The following is a 19107-nucleotide window of genomic DNA, read 5'->3' as shown; positions in this document are numbered from 1 at the left end:
ATGAACGGGGTGGGTTCTGTGGTCAGGGAAGAATCTGAATGGGGGTGCCGTTGTCGACCAGTGCCCAGATCTCATCCATCTCTTCATTGGTGACCGCAATACAGCCTTCGGTCCAGTCCAGGCCGGTATACGCGAAGGCAAGGTCGCCCGCTTCGTTGGGCAGTCCGTGGATCATGATGCTGCCGCCGGGATTAAGCCCCCAGGCTTCGGCCAGCTCCCGGTCACGGGCGTTAGGGTAGGATATATGGATGGACTTGTAGAAATCGCTGTTCGCGTTGCGCCAATCGAGAATGTAATCCCCTTCTGGCGTTCGTTTGTCACCCTCATACAGCTTGTGTCCTATCGGATTGCCTCCCAATGAAATCCGATAGCTGCGCACCTTGTGCTCACCGCTCAACAGATAAAGCCTGCGCTCACTTTTGCGCACCAGAACCTTGGTGATGTTCAGGTGCTCTTCAAGCGTAGGTTCGCTGCCGGGCATGGCCATGCGGGTATCAGCCCGGGCCAGCAACTCCGAGCTACTGGCCATGGCGGGCAATACGACAAGCATTAGTGATAGAAAAACTCTGAAGATCATGATGCTGGCACAGGTCGCTGGATGGTTAAACTTTGTTCACGAGTGTTTATAACATAGCCAGCAGGAGGATTGATAAGGGGTTTTGTTACGGTTTTTGGTTTTCCTGCACAAACCGGACGGGCGTCACGCATCCATTTTCAGGCCAACCTTGGTTACCCGGTCGGCTTCGGTGGCCCGGGCCACGAGCGTGACTGGCCCCAATATGACGGTGTCGCCAACGACCGGATGCCCCTTGGTGCGTTTGGCGAAACACTCGGCCAGCGACAACTCCGGAGGCAACTCGTCGAATTCGATACCATAGACCTGTTCCACATCGCCGAGCAAGGCATCTCCGTTCAGCACGAAGTCGCCGAAGAAGGCTCGTTCTGCCAGGTGTTTCGGAGCTTGCCGCCCGCTCAGTGCCTTGCCGAGATCGGGCAGAACCGACGGCGTGGCGAACATCGCCAACATATCGCCGGCGGTCACTTCGAGGTCCTTGGTGGGCTGAAGGCACGTGCGGTCGCGAAACACCCCGGCTACGGCGGTGTTCTCCGGCAGGCGCAGCTGGCCAAGGGCTCTGGGCTTGTCCCAACCCTTGCCCCGGAGTGGAAACAGCATCAGCTCATGGTCGCCAGCGGCAGGCGCATCCAGTGGTAGCCGACGGTAGGGATCTTCGCCAGCGGGAACTTCAAGCCGCAACTTGCGGGCGAGAGGTGCCATGGTGGTGCCCTGCACAATCAGCGACACCAGAACGATAAAGAACGCCGCATGGAACACCAGTTGCGCATCCGGCAGGTCGGCAATGATCGGGAACAACGCCAAGACAATGGGCACCGCGCCTCGCAGGCCCACCCAGCTGATAAAGCCCAGCTCCCGCCGGTTGAAGCCGAATGGCCAGAGTGTGATCAGCACGGTTAATGGCCGAATAACAAAGATAAGTGCCAGGGCCAGCACCAAACCGGCACCTGCCAGGGGGATCAGGTCTGATGGGCTCACCAGCAGGCCGAGCATCAGGAACAGGCAGAGCTGTGCCAGCCAGGCCATGCCGTCGTGCACCTGAAGAATCATTGGCATCATCCGGACATGGCGGTTTCCGATAACCACACCGCACAGGTAAATGGCGAGGAATCCGCTGCCACCGATAGCGTTGGTGGCAGAAAACACCGAAATGCCGGCCGCGCCCACCAGCAGGGGGTACAGCGCGGGGGTCAGACGCATCCGATTGGCCAGTTCCACCACCAGAAAGCCACCCAGAACGCCGGCTGCAGCGCCGATGCCGAACTGTTGTACCAGCATGATCAGGCCCGAGAGAACGGACCCCTGCTCATGTTGGCCAATCAAGGTCACCAGCATCAGGGTGAGAAAAATGGCCATCGGGTCGTTACTGCCAGACTCGATCTCAAGGGTGGCACTGACCCGCTCGTTCAGGTGCAGGCCCCGGCCCTGCAGCAGAGAAAAGACAGCGGCGGCATCGGTTGAGGAAATAATGGCCCCGATCAACAAAGCCATCATCCAATGCAAATCGAATACCCACCATGCCACGATGGCCGCGCCACCCGCGGTCAGGGCAACGCCAAGGGTGGCAAGTACCAGGGCTGGCCGCAGACCTACCCGGAAGGTCTCTACCCGGGTGCGCATTCCGCCATCCAGCAGGATAACAGCCAGTGAAAGATTGGCGATAAGAAAAGCCAGCTCAAAGTTATTGAACTGGATGCCGCCCGGTCCGTCTTCGCCCATCATCATGCCGACAGCCAGAAAAACCAGCAGCACCGGCATGCCGACCCTGCTTGAAAGCGGGCTGAGAACGATGCTGAATACAAGCATCAAGGCGCCAATCAGAGTAAACGTGGGATCCATCAGACTCCTGACCAAAGGGACTTGCCCGGACGCTGGTCCGGGCCTATATTGCTGTGGCAATCATTATGCAGGCGGGCGTAGCTCAATGGTAGAGCAGAGGCTTCCCAAGCCTACGACGTGGGTTCGATTCCCATCGCCCGCTCCACTTTCTTTCAAGTGGAGGCAGATGTGGCCGGGAGAGATCATAAGGTCTTCCCCCATCCATTGGTCCGAGTGCCACTTAGTAGTAGCGTTCGACAATCTGAAGGTGCAGTTAACCGCGACCAGCTGATACAGAGAGGTCCTGAACCAACTGATCACTGATAACTCGGGCTGGACAATCGTCTGGCCTTGATTAGTACAAATACACCGCTCCACTGCTGGACAAGCCAAACATTCCGGGCTGAAGTTGGATGCCATTAACGCCTTCGGAAAAGCTGGCTTCTCGGGGAGAACCGACAGCCAGAATATCCGCATCTCCCGAAAGAGAAATGGCTCTACCAAACCTCCATTCCGCCATTGTATTGGAAGCTTTCACGTAGGCTCTTTGTTCCCAGCTGCCAGTATTTCGGCTAAAGAGATATGCAGCCCCCGCAAATGTTGCGGAATTATCATTTGCGTTTCCATTAATGCCCCTTGAAACGCCATCTTCTTCCGGGGCACCTACTGCGAGATAATTGCCATCGCTGGAAAGGGCAACACTAGTGCCGAAGCGGTCCGCGCTGTCTGCATTAGACGCTTTGATATATGCTTGTTGCAACCACGTGCCACTATCGTGAGTGAAAATGTAAACTGCCCCACTGCGGCTACTAGTATTATCATTTTCTTCACCATTGATGCCGGTCGCGCTACTACTTTCAGATGGTGCACCAACAGCTACCGTATTTCCATCGGCAGAAATCGCGACAGCTTGTCCAAATCTATCATCACCTCCGGTATTAGATGCCTTGAGATAGGCCTCCTGTGACCAAGTGTCGTTGTTTCGTGAAAATAGGTAGGCGGCGCCGCTTTCAATAGAGCTGTTGTCAGAAGCATCACCATTTACACCGGTCGCGTTACTGTCTTCGCCCTCTGCACTGGCAACTAGCCTGTCACCGTTATCAGATAGGGCGACAGAGAATCCAAATCTATCGTTCTGGTTTGTGTTGGAAGCCTTAATATACGCTTCTTGGGCCCAGTTGCCGCCACTTTTACTGAACACATACACAGCACCTGTGTTAAACGTCGAGTTATCGGCTTCATTCCCATTAATGCCGGTGGCGTTACTGTCCTCTCCAATTGCGCCTACAGCAAGCGTTTGTGCGTCACCGGAAAGGGCCACGCTGTAGCCAAACGCATCACTTGAATCTGTATTGGATGCTTTGATGTAGGCTTCAAAACCCCAAGCCTCGGCGCTTCGTGAATATACATACACTGCACCACTGTTGGGGCTGGAAGTGTCACTGCTATCACCATCGATCCCAGTAGCAGAACTGCCTTCGTTTATCGCTCCAACGGCCAGCACATCTCCGTTTGCTGACAATGCAACGCTAAAACCAAAATTCGCATTAGCGTTGGGGTTCAGCGCTTTGATGTAGGCCTGTTGCGCCCACAAACCATCAGATTTCGAGAAAACATAGACTGCACCGCTATTTCTGACGGCGGTGGGTGCAATATCAGGGTTGTCAGAATTGTCGCTTTGATCTCCATTGACCAAAACTGCACTGCTGTCCTCAAATGGAGCGGAAACGGCCAATGTAAGCCCATCAGCCGAGATAGCAAGACTGGAACCGAATTCGTCTAGCGTAGATGTGTTTGAGGCTTTAACAAAACCCACTGCCTCCGCCAAGTTGCTGGAAACTGAGCTATCAGCGAAATCAACACATGCGTTTACGACACAAGACTGCAAGATGTAACTAGCATTAACTCGCTCGGGCAAAAATACCTCAAGATCGAACTCTGTGGTGTCGGCGGGGATGACAGCAATTTCGCTGTAGCCTGATATGCCGTCCGGATTTTCCAGAAGCCGATACTCCGTCTCGCCCGAAGCGTCGTCCCAATTGAAGCGTAAGGTCTTCGTTTGAATCGGGGTGATCGTCAGTTCAGCCCGGCTGAACGACACCGTTACAGAGCAGTCAGCTGTTACCGCTCCCGTGGTGTATGTGGCACCTGACAGTGAACCTTCGCAGCCGGTAATCGCCGCGATCTTAAAGCCACTTCCCGGTGAGACTGTGAACGCAGCTTGGGAGCCTTCGTCAACTCTGGTGCTGGCTGGAGTGATGCTGCCATTTTCACCTGCCGAGGCTGTTACTTCGAATGTTCTTATAAATGTTGCGTTGATTGTACAGTTTTCGTTGATCGGGTTCGTGACATAAAGGTTGCCCTCCAAGCGACCACCGCAACCGGTGGCTGACACCAGTCGGTAATCTGGGTCCGCTGTCAGTGTGAAGCTAGCGGTATTACCGGCAATTACCGTTGTAGCTGCCGGACTGAAGGCGCCACCTGTACTTGCGTTGGTATTAATAGAATAAGTGACAGGTGCAGGAGGATTATCATTGTCAGTGCCGGGATCCGTATTGGTACCTTCATCGTCCTCGACGATGGGCCTGAATGTTGCCACTACCTTACAATCTCCGTTGACGGCCCTCGTACTGTAGGTGGTACCTTCAAGCGAACCATCACAGCCCTCCACCGATGCAATCTCATGTCCTTCATCCGCGGTTAATTCAAACCGAACAATGGCGTCGCTTAGCACACTGATGCGTTCAGGACTGATCGACCCATTTCCTCTCGCCTCCCCGAAGACGCGGTACATTGTTATATCGTCAGAAAACAAACATCCGGAGATCAGTAATGAACAGCAAACAAGCAAAACCCATTTGCCAGGTACACGCCAGCAGCGAAACGTACGTCCAGAGGTAAATTTGAAACTCATGTTCGTCTTCTCCACTTAACACAATATGATGGCAAGCACTTCGGCTCATCGTATGATGATTGCAACAAAAAAAGGATAGGCCAAAAAGGTGTGATGCGCTCCCCGTATGTTGTCGCTTCAAAATGACTTCGGGGCAGGCCTCACGGTATTCGATGGGTGTTGCGTTTCGTCAAATATTTGATAAGCCGAGCTGGCATAGACAGACTGAGCCACTCGGCTTGGGAGCGGACATGCGGCGCTCAATGCAACTTCAGGCGAGGATGCATCGCTCGGCTGATCTTGTCCATCAGCCAGATAATGCCCGTGCGCAGGAACCCGTGCAGAGCAACCTGATGCATCCGGTACAGGGATACATAAAACAGCCTGGCCACCTTCCCTTCAATGTACATGCTTCGGCCAGACAGGTTGCCCATCAGGTTGCCGACAGTGGTGTAACGGCTGAAATTGATCAGTGAGCCATGGTCATTGTAGACAAAGGCCACTGGGTCTTTGCCTTCCAGGCGGTTGCACAGGGTCTTGAACAGGGCATCGGCCTGCTGATGGGCGGCCTGGGCCCGTGGTGGCACGGGATGGTCGGAATCGGGCTGCGGGCAGGCTGCGCAATCACCGAAGGCAAAGATGTCGGTATCCCGTGTGGTTTCGAGGGTTTGCTTCACCAACAGCTGATTGCTGCGATTGGTTTCCAGGCCGCCGAGTTCCGCCAGAAACGGGGGAGCCTTGATGCCTGCGGCCCAGATGGTCATTTCGGATGGCAATTCGGTGCCGTCTTTCATGACCAGGCTGTTTTCGCGCACTTCGCTGACTGGCTGCCCGGTCAGTACTTTCACCTTCTGGCGTTCCAGTTCACGGGTGGCTGCCGCTGACAGGCGCCCGGGCAGGGCAGGCAAAATCCGGTCTGCCGCTTCGATCACGCTGATGGAAACATCCGAGGACTGCAGGTGGTTCATGCCGTATACCGGCAATTCCCTGGATGCCAGTCGCAGCTCGGCAGCCAGCTCCACACCCGTGGCGCCAGCACCGATGATACTGATGTTCAGAGTATGGGGTTTGCCCTGATTGGCCTCGTGGTTCTTGCGCAGGAAGGCGTTGAGCATCAGGTTATGGAATCGCCTTGCTTGCCTTAGGCTGTCGAGAAACAGGCAGTGTTCCTGGGCGCCGGGTGTGCCGAAATCATTGGCTGTACTGCCCACAGCAATCACCAGCGTGTCGTATTGAATCCGACGCTCAGGCACCACCTCATGGCCTTCTTCGTCCAGGAACGGCGCAATGATGATTTCCTTGGCCGCCCGATCAAGGCCGTTCATGCGCCCCAGCTGAAATTCATAGTGATGTTTCCGTGCGTGGGCCCGGTAATTGATTTCGTTGGCACTGGCGTCCAGTGAGCCGGAGGCCACTTCGTGCAGCAGAGGTTTCCAGACGTGGGTCAGGCCGGCGTCGACCAGGGAGATGCGAGCCTTGTTTTTCTTGCCGAGTTTGTTGCCGAGGCTGGTGACCAGTTCCAGGCCTCCGGCGCCACCGCCGACGACAACAATGTGATGCAGGTTTTCCATAACAGTCAGACCTTCAGAAGATGAGAGCCAAGCGCTCTCGCGGGAAAACGCTTGGCTGTCTGCTCTGATCAGTCTGACCTGTTAACACAAAAGGTAGGCTGCTAACGCCACTATACTAACGTTGACGGCCCGGGATGACAATTGGACAGAAGTGTTGCCTGGCAGGTGCTTTGGCTTACACCTGAACGTAGAAGTCGTGTTTTCTGCCGCTGGTTTGCTAATCTGGACAAAGACCTGACGTGGTTGATAAAACCGGAATACCGGCCGGTCCCGTATCATTCGGCGATGGCTGAATTAATCAAAAGCCGCTCGACAGGAGAGACGATCGTGAAACTAGAGGTTCGTGGTGTAGAAGAGGGACAACCCATTCCAGAGAAGTTTGCCTTTGGGGTTTTCAGCGAGCAGGACCACATGAGCTTTGGCCCCAACCGAAACCCCGAGTTGGTCTGGTCTGGGGCACCGGAGGGTACGAAGAGTTTTGTGGTGATGATGTTTGACCCGGACGTGCCCAGCGTAGCCGATGATGTAAATCAGGAAGGCAAAACGGTGCCCGCCGACCTGCCCCGGGTGGATTTCTTCCACTGGTTGCTGACAGACATTCCAGCCAATATCGGCCGCATCCCGGAAGGCGAGGACAGTGACGGCGTGTTGCCCAAGGGCAAGGACCATGGGCCGGGTCCGATTGGCGTTCGGGGCGTGAATAATTACACCCAGTTCCTTGCCGGCAACCCGGACATGGCGGGCACCTATGCCGGATATGACGGCCCCTGCCCGCCCTGGAACGACGAGATCATCCACCACTACCATTTTGAAGTGCACGCGCTGGATGTCGAAAGCCTGGGGCTGGAGGGTGAATTTGACGGCAACGATGTACGCCAGGCCATGGCCGGGCACGTGCTGGCCAGTGCCCGGGTGACCGGCACTTACACCCTGAATCCGGACCTGCGTTAATGCCGTCGGTTGCGGGGCTGATGGTTTAGCGCCCGGCTTCATAAAACTGACTTGCCATTGTCACCCGGGTGTCACCGGAGCTTGCCAAGGTTGTTACAGGAAACCGAAGGCAGGCCTGACACCACGGGAGGCAACATGCGAGCGTATCGCAGCGTATTCATTTCCGATGTTCATCTGGGCACGGCCGATTGCCAGGCTGAGTACCTGCTGGATTTCCTCAATAACGTTCGCTGCCAGACGCTGTATCTGGTTGGCGACATTATCGACCTGATCGCCATGCAGCGCCGGGCCCACTTCCCGGACAGTCATCGGCAGGTTATCCACAAGCTGCTGGAGCTCGCCGCCACGGGTACCCGGGTGGTTTACATTCCCGGTAATCACGACGAGTTTTTCCGGCGCTTCTGCGGTCAGACCTTCTCCGGCATCGAGTTACAGTACAAGGCAGTGCACACCACCGCCGACGGTCGTCAGTTTCTGGTCTGCCATGGTGACCAGTTCGACCAGGTGGTGCGATGCAGCCCGCTGATGCTGTTGGTAGGAGACCGCGCCCACGGCCTGTTGCTGCGGCTAAACCGTTGGTTCAACGCCCTGCGTCGGCTTCAGGGCAAGCCCTACTGGTCGCTGGCGGCCTGGATCAAAAGCCGGATCGGTAAGGCCAGAACCTTTATCCGGCGATTCGAGCTGGCGGCGCTGACGGCTGCAGAGAAAGGTCACTACCACGGGTTCATCTGTGGCCACATCCACTCGGCCGGCTTTCTACGCAGTGAGGATGGTCTTTATTGCAACGATGGCGACTGGGTGGAGCACTGCACCGCGCTGGTTGAGCAGGCCGATGGCAAATTGGAGCTTTTGCACTGGTCAGAAACGCCCGTGACGTTGAGCCGGGAGCCCGAACAGCCGAGTCCGGAACTGGCGGGCGATACGAGGCCAGTGATCGATGCCTTGCCGGCGGCGTTTCTGGAGCAGTTCAACGGTCCGGCTCGATAACTGGCCGATCATTGGCTGGTGAACGGGCGCCCGGTGAACTAACTTGTCAGGGCAGGTTCACCCCGTAAGGAGCCCTCTATGATTTCACGAGCTGCTGCACTGCTCTGTCTGATGCTGATCAGTTTGATGGTCTCGGCTGCTGAAGGCTTGGTCACTATGCAAAGCCCTCACTCTGCAGGCGTTACCATGGATAATCTTGAAGCCATTGTGGAAGAGAAAGGCCTGAAGGTGTTCGCCCGAATTGACCACGCCAAAGGTGCGGAGAGTGTGGGTGAGTCGCTCATGCCAACCGAGCTGCTGATCTTTGGCAACCCTCAGGGCGGCACCCCTTTTATGCAGTGCGCCCAGACAGTTGGCATTGATCTGCCACTGAAAGCGTTGGTCTGGGAGGACGATAGCGGTCAGGTTTGGCTCGGATACAACGATCCCCAGTACCTGGCTGACCGCCACGGGGCAGCAGACTGCCCGGTGGTCAAGAATCTCTTCGGGGCTCTCGAGAGCATGACCAAAGCCGCTATTGCCCCTTAATTACTTACCTTGTAGCTATCCAGAATGGCCGCCATGTCGTCGCCGAGCTGCTCAAGCTCGGTGGCCGTCAGGTTGCGCTCGGCCATGGAACGCAGCCCCATAATCTGGCTCTGAAGGAGTCGCGCCAGCCGTCGGCTGTCTGTGTGGCTAACAATTTCTCCCCGTTTTATTGCGCTCTCCAGTAGTTCTGCAAACGAGCTTTCAATGGCTGCAAGTACACTCTGAGCCTGTGAATACAGAACCGGGTTGGTGTTACTGGCCTCCAGCAGGGTTTTGACAACCAGGCAGGCCCGTGCCGGAGCACAGTCAGCATCGGCGCAACTGCCGGCGATCTTCCGCAGATACGCCTGCAACCCTTCAACAATGCTGTCATAACCCGCCATGTGTTCAGACAGGCCGGCACCGCCCTGTTGTGCATAACGGGCCAGGGCTTCGGAAAACAAACCGTCTTTACTGCCAAACGTGGCGTAAATGCTGCCCGGGCGCATATCGAGCGCCTGTTCTATCTGCTTCATCGAACTGCCGTGATACCCCTTGTGCCAGAACAGGTTCACGGCGCTGGCAAGAGCTGCATCCCGGTCATAGCTTGGAGGTCTTGGCATAACAACACCACCTTTTTTGGGATTTGAATGTTCGCTCAATTATAACTTTAATGAATGCTCAAATGCAGGCGAACAGAAAGATTTCCTGGAGGCAGGTTACGATAACCGTCATCCAATGGAAGCGATCATGACCCTGTCACCGGCCCCTTCAGATCTATGGGCGTTTTACAGATTTAACTTTGTGTGCAATCTATCAAGGCTTCTGCATTTTTAGTAATGACTGCAGCATTGGTCACACGGGCAAGCCAGCTCAGAGGTATACCCCGCTCCCCGCCAACGCCGTGAATGGCCGCCATGGCCGGCCCGATAATCCAGGCCCGGCCGCAGGAATCGCCGCCGCAGAGAATGTTGGCTCGCACGGCCTCGGTATAGCTGTTGGCGTGCGCGAGAATGTGGAAGATCACCGGCATGGCTTCGTGCAGGTAGCAGGTTCGGCCGTGGCGATCACCGGCCCCGACGGCATCCAGGCCCTGTCCGGATCTTGCCCTGATGAGACTGTCCGGGTCCGGCGCTAGTGACGTGGCGGCCTCCAGTGCCACCGGCATGACCTGACCTTGATAGAGCTTGTCCAGTAACGTTGCCGCGCACTTGGCCCAAGCCACCGCGTCATCGTTGTGATTGGTTGCCCGTGCCGCCATTTCTGTTTGCTTAAGTAGGTCATCACTACCGCAATAACAGGCCACCAGAGGTGGCAGCTTCGAGACAGCGGGTAGTTGCATGTCGTCAGCACCACTCTCAAGAATCAGATGCTGATCGATGGTTTCGGCAATGTGAACACCGGCGTCTTGAATGTCCGGTTCCTGATAGGTGAGGCTGATGGCTTTGCGCACGGGCGCTGCCAGTTGATCGCCGCTCAGATAGCGAGTGTAGGGCAGCACCTTCTGCACCAGTATCCGCTGCTGTTGGTCCGTCAGCCTGGCATTGGTGGTTGAACGGGCCTGCTCAATCGCGTTCTGCTCGATGTCGTTAAGGTTGGCCAGGGTTAACCGGGTCGGGTTGTCGATGTAGCCCTGCCATTGGCCGCCAGGCCCAAAAAATTGGCGAAACTGGCGCTGGTAATGGCGAACGTTGAGTTCGCCATTATTGGCCAGAAGGCTCTTGGTTAGCACGCCTGTTGCTGCGCCGTAGTGGCTGACGTCACCGATCTGTTTGCCCTCGTGGGCGAAATATCCGAAGCCACCGGTGTAGTAGTCGGCTTTGGGTGGCAGGAACTCCGGGCTCTGGCCACCGATTTCCTCAATGCGTTTGCTGTCATAGAGCCAGTGCAGGCCGAGGCTGGCGGCATCTGCCACCCAGCCTCCAGCCAGGGCATTGACCCGCCGAAAACGATCTGCAGAGGTCATCAACGTGCTCATAATCAGGCTCCTTTCGATGCGCTTTTGTTGTTATCGATTCAGTTGTAGCCATCGGGCAAAACGTGAGTTCGGGTGGCGGCTGATCGACCACGGCAGCCATGTCATGACGATCAGGATTGCCATGCCGGCTATTACTGTTAATACGGGGTTCAGCTTGAATGTATTTCCAAGCCCTGCGAACACCACCGTCATTGGCAGCATGCCGACCAGGGTTGCGATGGCAAAGCGCCAGGCCTTGATGGCAGTCACGCCAGCGGCGTAACTGATCAGGGCAAACGAAAACACAGGAATCAGCCTGGTCAGCAGAATCGCGATGGTCAGAAAACGCTGAGATCCGTCCCTGGCCAGCACCGGGTTGTCCGGAAAGCGGTTGCTGATGGCCTCCCGGCCCAGGCATCGGGCAATCCAGAAGGCGATCATAGCCCCCAATAACGCCCCGAACGCCGCTATAGCCGTACCCCAGAGAATGCCAAAGGCGAGCCCTGCCGTCGCGCTGACGGGCAAGGTTGGAATGGGCCCGACCACCACAGCAATGATCATCAATAGCATCAGAAGAAGCGGGCCAGCTGAGCCTTGGCTGCCAAGCCAGGCCGACAGCGCATTGGGTGAGAGCTGTTCGGGCATACCAAGGCCTTGCAGCAGCCACCAGGAGGCTGCCAGTGCAACGAGAACCACGACGAGAATTGTGATTCTGAACATCATTTAACAGCCTCATAAGAAAGCAGTTGGTTGGCTCCGGGATCCGAGGGGCTGAATGTTGCAGTGAGAGCGTGGCGTATCAGCACATGTGGATCATACCACCACGATTAAGGTGTGTCGTTCGAGTTGCCTGAGTCACTGGGGCGCGCCCTCAGCGCTTTTGCCACCCGCTCATCAATTCGCCGCAGAAAGGCCTCGTCGACCCGCCCCGAGGAGTGGGCGCTCAGCAGATTGCTGCTCGCGCGCAAGTTACCGATAAAGGTTCTGCAGTCTTTGCACATCATCAGATGCATTTTTACGGTCAGATTTTGCCGGCCGCTGAGTTCCCCATCAATGAAGTCACTGGCGATTTCGGCCAGGTCCCTGCACATTAACATTCGCCCGTCTCCTGGAAGGTCTCCACCATGAGAAAGACCTTCTGCCTCGCCCGATGTAACAGTACACGCAGGTTAGAGGCACTGACATCCAGGATGTTACAGACATCATCGGATTTGTGCTGGTGGGCTTCATAGAGCATCAGGGCTGAGCGCTGAGTTTCCGGCAGGGCAGACAAATGTTTGTCCAGGCAATCGCTGAGGGCACCGTTTTCCATCAGATTGTCGGCTGATTCATGGAACTGAAGCTTTGGGGGCAGGTCCCAACTGCCTTTGGCATTGAAACGGTCGGCCAGTTCCGGTTCCAGGCTTTCCGAGAAATCCGTGGCCACTTCGCGATTGCTTGAGCGCAGTTTGTTTTTGCACCGATTGGCAACGATGCGGTGCAGCCAGGTTTTCAGGCCAGAACGGCCCTCAAACTTCTGGATAGCATCAATCACGGTTACCCAGCAGTCCTGGACAATCTCTTCGGCGCTGGAGTGGTCCAGATAAAACCGGGCCACCGCCAGCATACCCGGTGAGTATTCACGCACTGCCCGGTGATAGGCCGTTGCGTCGCCCCGCTTGAGGTCGTCGATCAGTGATGTTTCAACTTCAGGGCGTGCCGCTGTGTCCATGGGTTTCCGTCCCTTGTCGCTGTCAGTATGGCTGTTTGTCTTAATATAGTGTTTCGGAATCGGCAAAAGTTCCGGTATTCTGTAACGAGTGCTCAAAAATAATAGTTCAGGGGGCGTGTAACATCCAGCCGGTGATCGTGTCTTGGCTATAACAGCGTATTGGCTTATTCAATTCTTACAGGCATGGATATGAATCGCAGCAAGCTTCTACTTCTTCTGATTATCGCCGTCATCGTGGGGATCTTCCTCGGATTCGACGGCCACAAACTTCTTACTCTGGAAAACCTCCAGTCGCACCAGATTGCCATCGGGCAGTGGATTGACCAGAATCTGGTACTGGCCGTCACGGGTTACGCGGTTATCTATGTGGTTGTGACCGCCCTGTCTCTGCCCGGAGCCACCATCATGACCCTGGCCGGTGGTGCCTTCTTCGGCAACCTTTACGGTTTGGCGGCGGTCTCCATTGCGTCGACCGTGGGCGCATCCCTGGCCTTTCTGGTTGCCCGGTTCCTGATGCGGGATACCCTGCGTAAGCGCTACGCAGAAACGGTGGCCAAAATGGACCGCGGCATTGAGAAAGACGGCGCGTTCTATCTGGCCACCCTGCGTCTGGTGCCAGTGTTCCCCTTCTTCCTGATCAATCTGGCCATGGGCCTGACTGCCATGAAGCTGCGTACCTATGCCCTGGTGAGTTGGATTGCTATGCTGCCCGGCACCTTTGTGTACGTGAATGCGGGCACCCAGCTGGGTCAGATCCAGTCCACAGGTGACATTCTCTCCGCCAACCTGTTGTTGTCCTTCGCCCTGCTGGGCCTGTTCCCGCTGATCGCCAAGTTTGTGGTGGGGGTCATTCGCCGCCGCAAGGTGTATGCCGGCTGGCAGAAGCCGGATCATTTTGATTATAACCTGCTGGTTATCGGTGGCGGTTCCGCAGGCTTGGTCTCCGCCTATATCGCAGCGGCCGTGAAAGCCAAAGTGGCGCTGATTGAAAAACACAAAATGGGTGGCGACTGTCTGAACACCGGCTGTGTGCCCTCCAAGGCCCTGATACGCAGCGCCAAGGCAGCCGACACCCTGCGCCATGCTAATCGTTACGGGCTGGAGTCGGTGCCGGTGAAAGGCTCGTTCAAGAGCATTATGAACCGGGTCAAGGATGTTATCGCGAAAGTAGAGCCCCATGATTCCCCGGAACGCTATCGGAAGCTCGGTGTGGACTGCATTTCCGGCGAGGCGAGTTTCGTGTCGCCCTGGGAGCTGGAGGTAAAACACAATGATGGCCGCACCGAACGCCTCACTGCCCGCAGCATCATCGTCGCCACCGGTGGCAAACCTGCGGTACCGCCCATTCCCGGGCTGAACGACATGCAGCCGCTGACCTCCGATAATTTGTGGGAACTGGAGGAGCAACCGCAGCGCCTGCTGGTACTGGGTGGTGGACCCATTGGCTCGGAGTTGGCGCACGCGTTTGCCAGGCTTGGCTGCCAGGTGACTCAGGTGGAGAAAGGTGAGCGATTGCTGGCCAAAGAGGATGCTGATGTCTCGGAACTGGTGCTCAAACAGTTTGAATCCGACGGAATTGATGTCCGGTTGAAACATTCCGCTGCCGAGTTCCGTATAGAGGATGAAGAGAAGGTCGCTTATTGCGATTATGAAGGTGAGACAATACGGATTCCCTTTGATCAGGTTTTGGTGGCGGTCGGGCGCGCGGCGAACACCACCGGCCTCAATCTGGAAGGTATTGGCGTAGACACGCTGCCGAACGGAACCGTACCGGTGGAAGACGATATGAGCCTGCGTTACCCCAATGTGTTTGCCTGCGGCGACGTGGCCGGTCCGTACCAGTTCACCCATGCGGCGGCCCATCAGGCCTGGTATGCGGCGGTGAACGGTCTGTTTGGCCAGTTCAAACGGTTCAAGGTGGATTACCGGGTGATGCCCTGGGTCACGTTTACCTCTCCGGAAGTGGCCCGCGTAGGGTTAAGCGAGGCAGAGGCGCAGGAACAGGGCGTTGCCTACGAGGTTACCCGCTATGGCTTGGATGACCTGGACCGGGCCATCGCCGAGAGCGAAGACTATGGCTTTATCAAGGTGCTGACACCGCCGGGCAAAGACAAGATTCTGGGGGCCGTTGTGGTCGGCTCCCATGCCGGGGAGATCCTTGCGGAATTCACCCTCGCCATGAAGCATGGCTTGGGCTTGAACAAGATTCTGGGCACTATTCACCCCTACCCGACCTGGAATGAGTCGGCCAAGTACGCAGCTGGTGAATGGAAGCGTGCCCATGCGCCCGAGGGCGTTCTGAAACTGTTGGAAAAACTGCACGGCTGGCGCCGCGGCAAAAATACTAAAGCATTGAGGAGCAGCTATGCCCCTGACTGAAACCCGACCGGCACGTAGCAAGCGCATTGAGGCCGTGGAAGTCCTGGAGCCCAGGGCATTCGACAGCTGGACCCACACCCGCAACGGTGACCCCCGGGGTTACATCGATGGGGACAAGCTGAAAGAGCTGTGGATTCACACCGGCACCGCCTGCAACCTGGCCTGCCCGTTCTGCCTTGAGGGCTCCCACCCCGGCGATGGCCGTATCCCGGGCATGAAGCTCAGTGATGTAAAACCGTTCATCCACGAAGCCATCGACATGGGCGTGGAGCAGTTTTCCTTCACCGGGGGCGAGCCGTTCGTGATCCGGGATTTTGTGAATATCCTCGACTACGCCAGCCAGCACCGGCCCTGTTTCGTGCTGACCAACGCCACCGAGCCGCTGCATAAACGCCAACACCAGGTGTTGCCGTTACTGGACAACCCCTACCCGATTCACTTCCGGGTCAGCCTGGATTTCCCGGATCGTGCCCGGCACGACAAGGACCGCGGCGAAGGCAGCTTTGACCATGCGTTGGAAGGTATCCAATGGTTGATCGAACAGGGTTTCAAGGTATCGATCGCCCGCCAGACCGACGCCGGCGAACACCCGGTGGAGGTGGAAGCCGCGTTCCGTGAGATTTTCCGTCAGTGGAACATTCCGGAGAACCTGGCGTTTACCGCATTTCCGGACCTGGGTACACCGGGTTCCGAAGACGGCAGCCCGGAGATCACCGAGACCTGCATGGAGAAATACCCGACCAAAGAGACTCGCGCCCATTTCATGTGTACCTATACGCGCATGCTGGTGAAGAAGGGTGAGCAGGTTCGGGTGTATGCCTGCACGCTTGTGGATGACGACCCGCAGTACGACCTGGGCGGCACGCTGGCGGAGAGCATGGACGAGCGGATTATGTTGCGGCATCACCGGTGTTTCTCCTGTTACCGGTTTGGGGCTAGTTGTTCGGCGCCTGGCTGACTCGCTGTTTTGGGATTCTGAGGTTCTGGAACTTCAGAGTTGCGGCCGTTGGGTATGGGGATGCCCTCCAAAACAAAAGTCGTGGATTTTTTAATGGTTTTGGAGGGCATCCCCATACCCAACGGCCTTGTCGGACTCGGTCGGTGTATCAGACGGCTGTTAATAAAGTTGGGGTCAGCGAGAGGCGGAGGTGGGTTCCAAAACTATTAGAAAATCCACGATTTTCGTTTTGGAACCCACCTCCGCCTCTTGATGGCCTACTCCCATAAAGAGAATCGGAATAAAAAATGAACTTTACTGAAGCCTCCCTGTTTTGGGGATTTCTGCTGGTGTACGGCGTGGTTATGTACGTGCTGTCGCCCAAGAGCAAGAACGCGAATTCGTTTTACAAGGGCGCGGATGACCACGGCAACCCGGTGGGCCAGTGGTCGCTCACGGCGAGTATCTTTATCAGCTGGATCTTTGCCAAATCGGTGACCAACGCCGCCAACCTGGGCGCCGCTTATGGCGTGGTCGGTGGCCTGGCTTACGCTAGTTACTGGTTGTCGATTCCGGTGGCGGGTTATGTGATCTACCTGATCCGTACCCAGACCGGGGCCAGGAGCCTGCAGGATTTCCTAACCTCCCGGTTTGGTCGGTTCGCAGCGCTGGCGTTTGCGGCGGCGATCCTCATCCGGTTGTATAACGAAGTCTGGAGTAACACCGCCGTGGTCGGTGGCTATTTCGGCTTGCCCGGGGAGTGGGAATACTACGCCGCGGCGATGCTGTTTACTGTTTTTACCCTGGCTTACAGCCTCAAGGGCGGGCTTCGGTCTTCTATCTTTACCGATGTGATTCAGGCCTTCGTGTTTATGTTCTTCGTCGGGGCGGTGTTGTTCCTGATTATTCCGGCTAACGATACCAGCGCGCTGCTGACCAACGGCGAGTTCCGCCTGAACGCCGGCTTCGATCTGTTGCTGGTGGCTTTGCTGCAGCTATTCAGTTACCCGTTTCATGACCCGGTGCTGACCGACCGGGGCTTTGTGAACAAGGAAAAGACCATGCTCAAGAGCTTCGTGGTGGCGGGTCTTCTTGGCTTTGTGGCGGTATTTATTTTCAGTCTGGTGGGGGTGCATGCCCGCTTGAACGGTATTGAAGCCATGGGCAATGCGCCAGCGGCGGTTGGCCAGTCTCTTGGTCTGGCAGCACTGTTCTTTATGAGTGTGGTGATGATGACCTCGGCCGGTTCAACACTGGATTCCACCTTTAGCTCGTTGGCGAAGTCCCTGGCAGTAGACCTGCCTCGCTTGGCCCGTCGCGCCAAGGACAAGCTGCCGAGTGTTCGGGTGGGTGCGGTGGTGATGATTGTATTCGCCTTGCTCGGTAACTTACCGATGTTCGCCGGCACCGACATTCTCAAGGCTACGACTATCTCCGGCACCATGGTGATGGGCCTGGCGCCGGTCTTCCTGTTCTATGGCTTTACCCAGTGGTCGCCCTGGAGCTTTCACCTTAGTTTCTGGACGGGGCTCGGGTTGGGTATTCTGCTGGCGGCGGGCCTGATTCCCTCCAGCTGGGCGATTGGTGATGGTGCGTACGCCATGTTGCTGGGTGTGAATGCCTACGGTTTTCTGATCTGTACGGCGTGTTTCTTCCTGCCTTTGCTGCTGCGGCGCCTGGCCGGAAAGTCTGTGGTTGCTGAGGGCGCGTGATAAAACCGGAGGGATCAGGCAATGCCTGACACAGAAGGACGCAGCTGCCCGCTGGCTTACCGCTACCGGCCGGAAGCGCTTTGCGGGGAGCCCTCCCATGCCTCCGAGAGTGTGCTGTACATCGTCGGCGGGCTGTACGGAAACCCCTTTGCCCTGGACGAAATCGAGGCCATGGCGCAGGCGGAGGAGCGCCATGGCCACCGGGTTAAACTGGTGTTCAATGGCGATTTTAACTGGTTCAACGCCGACGACACTCTGTTCCGGGAGATCAACAGCCGGGTTCTGGACCATACCGCGATTCTGGGCAATGTGGATTATGAGTTATCGCTTCCCAACGCCGGAGCGGGCTGTGGTTGTGCCTATCCGGAGTACGTGGATCAGGGTGTGGTGGCGCGTTCGAACCAGATGATGGAACGCCTGCAGGCGCTGGCGGACCAACACCCCGATATCCAAAAGAAACTCTCGCTATTGCCAAGATACCGCTGCCTGATCTTTGGAGGCCTAAAGATTTTGGTGTTGCATGGTGACCCTGAGTCGCTGGCGGGCTGGGGGTTGTCCCATGAAGCATTCACCGCCGGTAACGACCGGCAGTTGGTAAGGTGGTTTCGCGCCACCGGTGCCGATGTGATCGCGTGCACTCACACTTGCCTGCCGGTTATCTGGTCTGGAGAAGTGGATGGGCGCCCCTGCCTGGTGACCAATAACGGCGCGGCGGGGATGGGTAATCTGCGCTCTGACCCACGCGGCTTGATTACCCGTATTGGCTTTACGAGCCCCTTCTCTGAGCCTGTGGCGGGCTTGGCGCGGCCCGGTTTGCATGTTTCCCTGATGCCTGTGGCTTACGATGTGAATGCCTGGCTGTCACAGTTTGACCGGCTGTGGCCGGAAGGCACGCCGGCGGCAGTGTCTTATCGGGGCCGCCTGGCGGGTGGAACCAGTCTGGGTCCTGGCAATGTGGTTTTTTCTTCCATTCCGTAACCAGTCTGTCACTGGCGAATGCTTCAATTCGGTCTATTCTGAAAGAATCGAGCCCGGGTCGTTCTTGGTGGCTGCTGGGGGTCGACTTGAAATATATTTTGTGGTCTATATAATTCAACTCTAACTTTTGAA

General features: G+C 56.6%; 16 protein-coding genes and 1 tRNA gene. 8 read left to right on the top strand and 9 right to left on the bottom strand.

Going from position 1 to position 19107, the window contains the following annotated elements:
• Positions 1–22 precede the first annotated feature (22 nt).
• Together ACTZWX_RS06040 and ACTZWX_RS06035 are read right to left on the bottom strand one after the other, a co-directional pair.
• Positions 23–577, bottom strand: coding sequence for a L,D-transpeptidase family protein (locus ACTZWX_RS06040; RefSeq protein WP_444713165.1), 555 nt, complete (start codon positions 575–577; stop codon positions 23–25).
• A 123-nt stretch (positions 578–700) separates the two neighbouring features.
• The gene (locus tag ACTZWX_RS06035) at positions 701–2413 is read right to left on the bottom strand and encodes a potassium/proton antiporter (RefSeq protein ID WP_444713164.1); all 1713 of its coding nucleotides are present in this window, start codon (positions 2411–2413) and stop codon (positions 701–703) included.
• A gap of 71 nt (positions 2414–2484) precedes the next feature.
• Here ACTZWX_RS06035 and ACTZWX_RS06030 point away from each other — a divergent pair.
• A tRNA-Gly gene (locus ACTZWX_RS06030) sits at positions 2485–2558 on the top strand.
• 189 nt (positions 2559–2747) lie between these two features.
• On the opposite strand, the gene ACTZWX_RS06025 is transcribed toward ACTZWX_RS06030, so the two are convergent.
• Positions 2748–5306 carry a hypothetical protein gene (locus tag ACTZWX_RS06025; RefSeq protein WP_444713163.1) on the bottom strand — a complete coding sequence of 853 codons (2559 nt, stop codon included), beginning with the start codon at positions 5304–5306 and terminating at the stop codon, positions 2748–2750.
• Between the two features lie 239 nt (positions 5307–5545).
• Positions 5546–6856: an NAD(P)/FAD-dependent oxidoreductase gene (locus tag ACTZWX_RS06020; RefSeq protein WP_106694192.1), complete on the bottom strand. Its 1311-nt coding sequence runs from the start codon at positions 6854–6856 to the stop codon at positions 5546–5548.
• 327 nt (positions 6857–7183) lie between these two features.
• On the opposite strand from ACTZWX_RS06020, the gene ACTZWX_RS06015 reads away from it, so the two are divergent.
• The 3 genes from ACTZWX_RS06015 to ACTZWX_RS06005 all read left to right on the top strand — a co-directional run bounded on the left by ACTZWX_RS06015 (position 7184) and on the right by ACTZWX_RS06005 (position 9322).
• Positions 7184–7807: a YbhB/YbcL family Raf kinase inhibitor-like protein gene (locus ACTZWX_RS06015; RefSeq protein WP_061331327.1), complete on the top strand. Its 624-nt coding sequence runs from the start codon at positions 7184–7186 to the stop codon at positions 7805–7807.
• A 135-nt stretch (positions 7808–7942) separates the two neighbouring features.
• Positions 7943–8794, top strand: a complete 852-nt coding sequence (locus ACTZWX_RS06010; protein WP_444713162.1) for a UDP-2,3-diacylglucosamine diphosphatase — start codon at positions 7943–7945, stop codon at positions 8792–8794.
• 78 nt (positions 8795–8872) lie between these two features.
• Positions 8873–9322 (top strand): DUF302 domain-containing protein, encoded by a 450-nt coding sequence (locus tag ACTZWX_RS06005; protein WP_444713161.1) that lies wholly within the window; start codon positions 8873–8875, stop codon positions 9320–9322.
• Here ACTZWX_RS06005 and ACTZWX_RS06000 read toward each other — a convergent pair.
• The 5 genes from ACTZWX_RS06000 to ACTZWX_RS05980 all read right to left on the bottom strand — a co-directional run bounded on the left by ACTZWX_RS06000 (position 9319) and on the right by ACTZWX_RS05980 (position 12969).
• The gene (locus ACTZWX_RS06000) at positions 9319–9924 is read right to left on the bottom strand and encodes a TetR/AcrR family transcriptional regulator (RefSeq protein WP_444713160.1); all 606 of its coding nucleotides are present in this window, start codon (positions 9922–9924) and stop codon (positions 9319–9321) included. The two genes, ACTZWX_RS06005 and ACTZWX_RS06000, sit on opposite strands and share 4 nt — an antisense overlap.
• Before the next feature lie 173 nt (positions 9925–10097).
• Positions 10098–11279: an ADP-ribosylglycohydrolase family protein gene (locus tag ACTZWX_RS05995; RefSeq protein WP_444713159.1), complete on the bottom strand. Its 1182-nt coding sequence runs from the start codon at positions 11277–11279 to the stop codon at positions 10098–10100.
• A gap of 30 nt (positions 11280–11309) precedes the next feature.
• Positions 11310–11981 carry a TVP38/TMEM64 family protein gene (locus ACTZWX_RS05990; RefSeq protein WP_444713158.1) on the bottom strand — a complete coding sequence of 224 codons (672 nt, stop codon included), beginning with the start codon at positions 11979–11981 and terminating at the stop codon, positions 11310–11312.
• 104 nt (positions 11982–12085) lie between these two features.
• Entirely contained in the window at positions 12086–12355 is a 270-nt protein-coding gene (locus tag ACTZWX_RS05985) for a zf-HC2 domain-containing protein (RefSeq protein ID WP_444713157.1), read from the bottom strand.
• Positions 12349–12969 (bottom strand): RNA polymerase sigma factor, encoded by a 621-nt coding sequence (locus ACTZWX_RS05980; RefSeq protein ID WP_444713156.1) that lies wholly within the window; start codon positions 12967–12969, stop codon positions 12349–12351. The genes ACTZWX_RS05985 and ACTZWX_RS05980 overlap by 7 nt, the downstream gene beginning before the upstream one ends.
• 189 nt (positions 12970–13158) lie before the next feature.
• Between ACTZWX_RS05980 and ACTZWX_RS05975 the strand changes: the two genes are divergently transcribed.
• The 4 genes from ACTZWX_RS05975 to ACTZWX_RS05960 all read left to right on the top strand — a co-directional run bounded on the left by ACTZWX_RS05975 (position 13159) and on the right by ACTZWX_RS05960 (position 18975).
• Positions 13159–15348, top strand: a complete 2190-nt coding sequence (locus ACTZWX_RS05975; RefSeq protein WP_444713155.1) for an FAD-dependent oxidoreductase — start codon at positions 13159–13161, stop codon at positions 15346–15348.
• Positions 15335–16306: a radical SAM protein gene (locus ACTZWX_RS05970; RefSeq protein ID WP_444713154.1), complete on the top strand. Its 972-nt coding sequence runs from the start codon at positions 15335–15337 to the stop codon at positions 16304–16306. Before ACTZWX_RS05975 ends, ACTZWX_RS05970 begins: the two co-directional genes overlap by 14 nt.
• Before the next feature lie 287 nt (positions 16307–16593).
• Positions 16594–17997: a sodium:solute symporter family transporter gene (locus tag ACTZWX_RS05965; protein WP_444713153.1), complete on the top strand. Its 1404-nt coding sequence runs from the start codon at positions 16594–16596 to the stop codon at positions 17995–17997.
• A 21-nt stretch (positions 17998–18018) separates the two neighbouring features.
• Complete coding sequence (locus ACTZWX_RS05960) at positions 18019–18975, top strand: hypothetical protein (protein WP_444713152.1); 957 nt, start codon at positions 18019–18021, stop codon at positions 18973–18975.
• Positions 18976–19107 lie beyond the last annotated feature (132 nt).

This window comes from Marinobacter sp. NSM (genome assembly GCF_052380025.1).
GTDB lineage: Bacteria > Pseudomonadota > Gammaproteobacteria > Pseudomonadales > Oleiphilaceae > Marinobacter.
This window is presented reverse-complemented; position numbering and strand designations above follow the sequence as displayed.

What these genes read in the sequence shown, in the direction of transcription:
- ACTZWX_RS06040 (WP_444713165.1), bottom strand. Translation starts at nt 577, where the DNA reads ATGATCTTCAGAGTTTTTCTATCACTAATGCTTGTCGTATTGCCCGCC.
- ACTZWX_RS06035 (WP_444713164.1), bottom strand. Translation starts at nt 2,413, where the DNA reads ATGGATCCCACGTTTACTCTGATTGGCGCCTTGATGCTTGTATTCAGC.
- ACTZWX_RS06025 (WP_444713163.1), bottom strand. Translation starts at nt 5,306, where the DNA reads ATGAGTTTCAAATTTACCTCTGGACGTACGTTTCGCTGCTGGCGTGTA.
- ACTZWX_RS06020 (WP_106694192.1), bottom strand. Translation starts at nt 6,856, where the DNA reads ATGGAAAACCTGCATCACATTGTTGTCGTCGGCGGTGGCGCCGGAGGC.
- ACTZWX_RS06010 (WP_444713162.1), top strand. Translation starts at nt 7,943, where the DNA reads ATGCGAGCGTATCGCAGCGTATTCATTTCCGATGTTCATCTGGGCACG.
- ACTZWX_RS06005 (WP_444713161.1), top strand. Translation starts at nt 8,873, where the DNA reads ATGATTTCACGAGCTGCTGCACTGCTCTGTCTGATGCTGATCAGTTTG.
- ACTZWX_RS06000 (WP_444713160.1), bottom strand. Translation starts at nt 9,924, where the DNA reads ATGCCAAGACCTCCAAGCTATGACCGGGATGCAGCTCTTGCCAGCGCC.
- ACTZWX_RS05995 (WP_444713159.1), bottom strand. Translation starts at nt 11,279, where the DNA reads ATGAGCACGTTGATGACCTCTGCAGATCGTTTTCGGCGGGTCAATGCC.
- ACTZWX_RS05990 (WP_444713158.1), bottom strand. Translation starts at nt 11,981, where the DNA reads ATGATGTTCAGAATCACAATTCTCGTCGTGGTTCTCGTTGCACTGGCA.
- ACTZWX_RS05985 (WP_444713157.1), bottom strand. Translation starts at nt 12,355, where the DNA reads ATGTTAATGTGCAGGGACCTGGCCGAAATCGCCAGTGACTTCATTGAT.
- ACTZWX_RS05980 (WP_444713156.1), bottom strand. Translation starts at nt 12,969, where the DNA reads ATGGACACAGCGGCACGCCCTGAAGTTGAAACATCACTGATCGACGAC.
- ACTZWX_RS05975 (WP_444713155.1), top strand. Translation starts at nt 13,159, where the DNA reads ATGAATCGCAGCAAGCTTCTACTTCTTCTGATTATCGCCGTCATCGTG.
- ACTZWX_RS05970 (WP_444713154.1), top strand. Translation starts at nt 15,335, where the DNA reads ATGCCCCTGACTGAAACCCGACCGGCACGTAGCAAGCGCATTGAGGCC.
- ACTZWX_RS05965 (WP_444713153.1), top strand. Translation starts at nt 16,594, where the DNA reads ATGAACTTTACTGAAGCCTCCCTGTTTTGGGGATTTCTGCTGGTGTAC.
- ACTZWX_RS05960 (WP_444713152.1), top strand. Translation starts at nt 18,019, where the DNA reads ATGCCTGACACAGAAGGACGCAGCTGCCCGCTGGCTTACCGCTACCGG.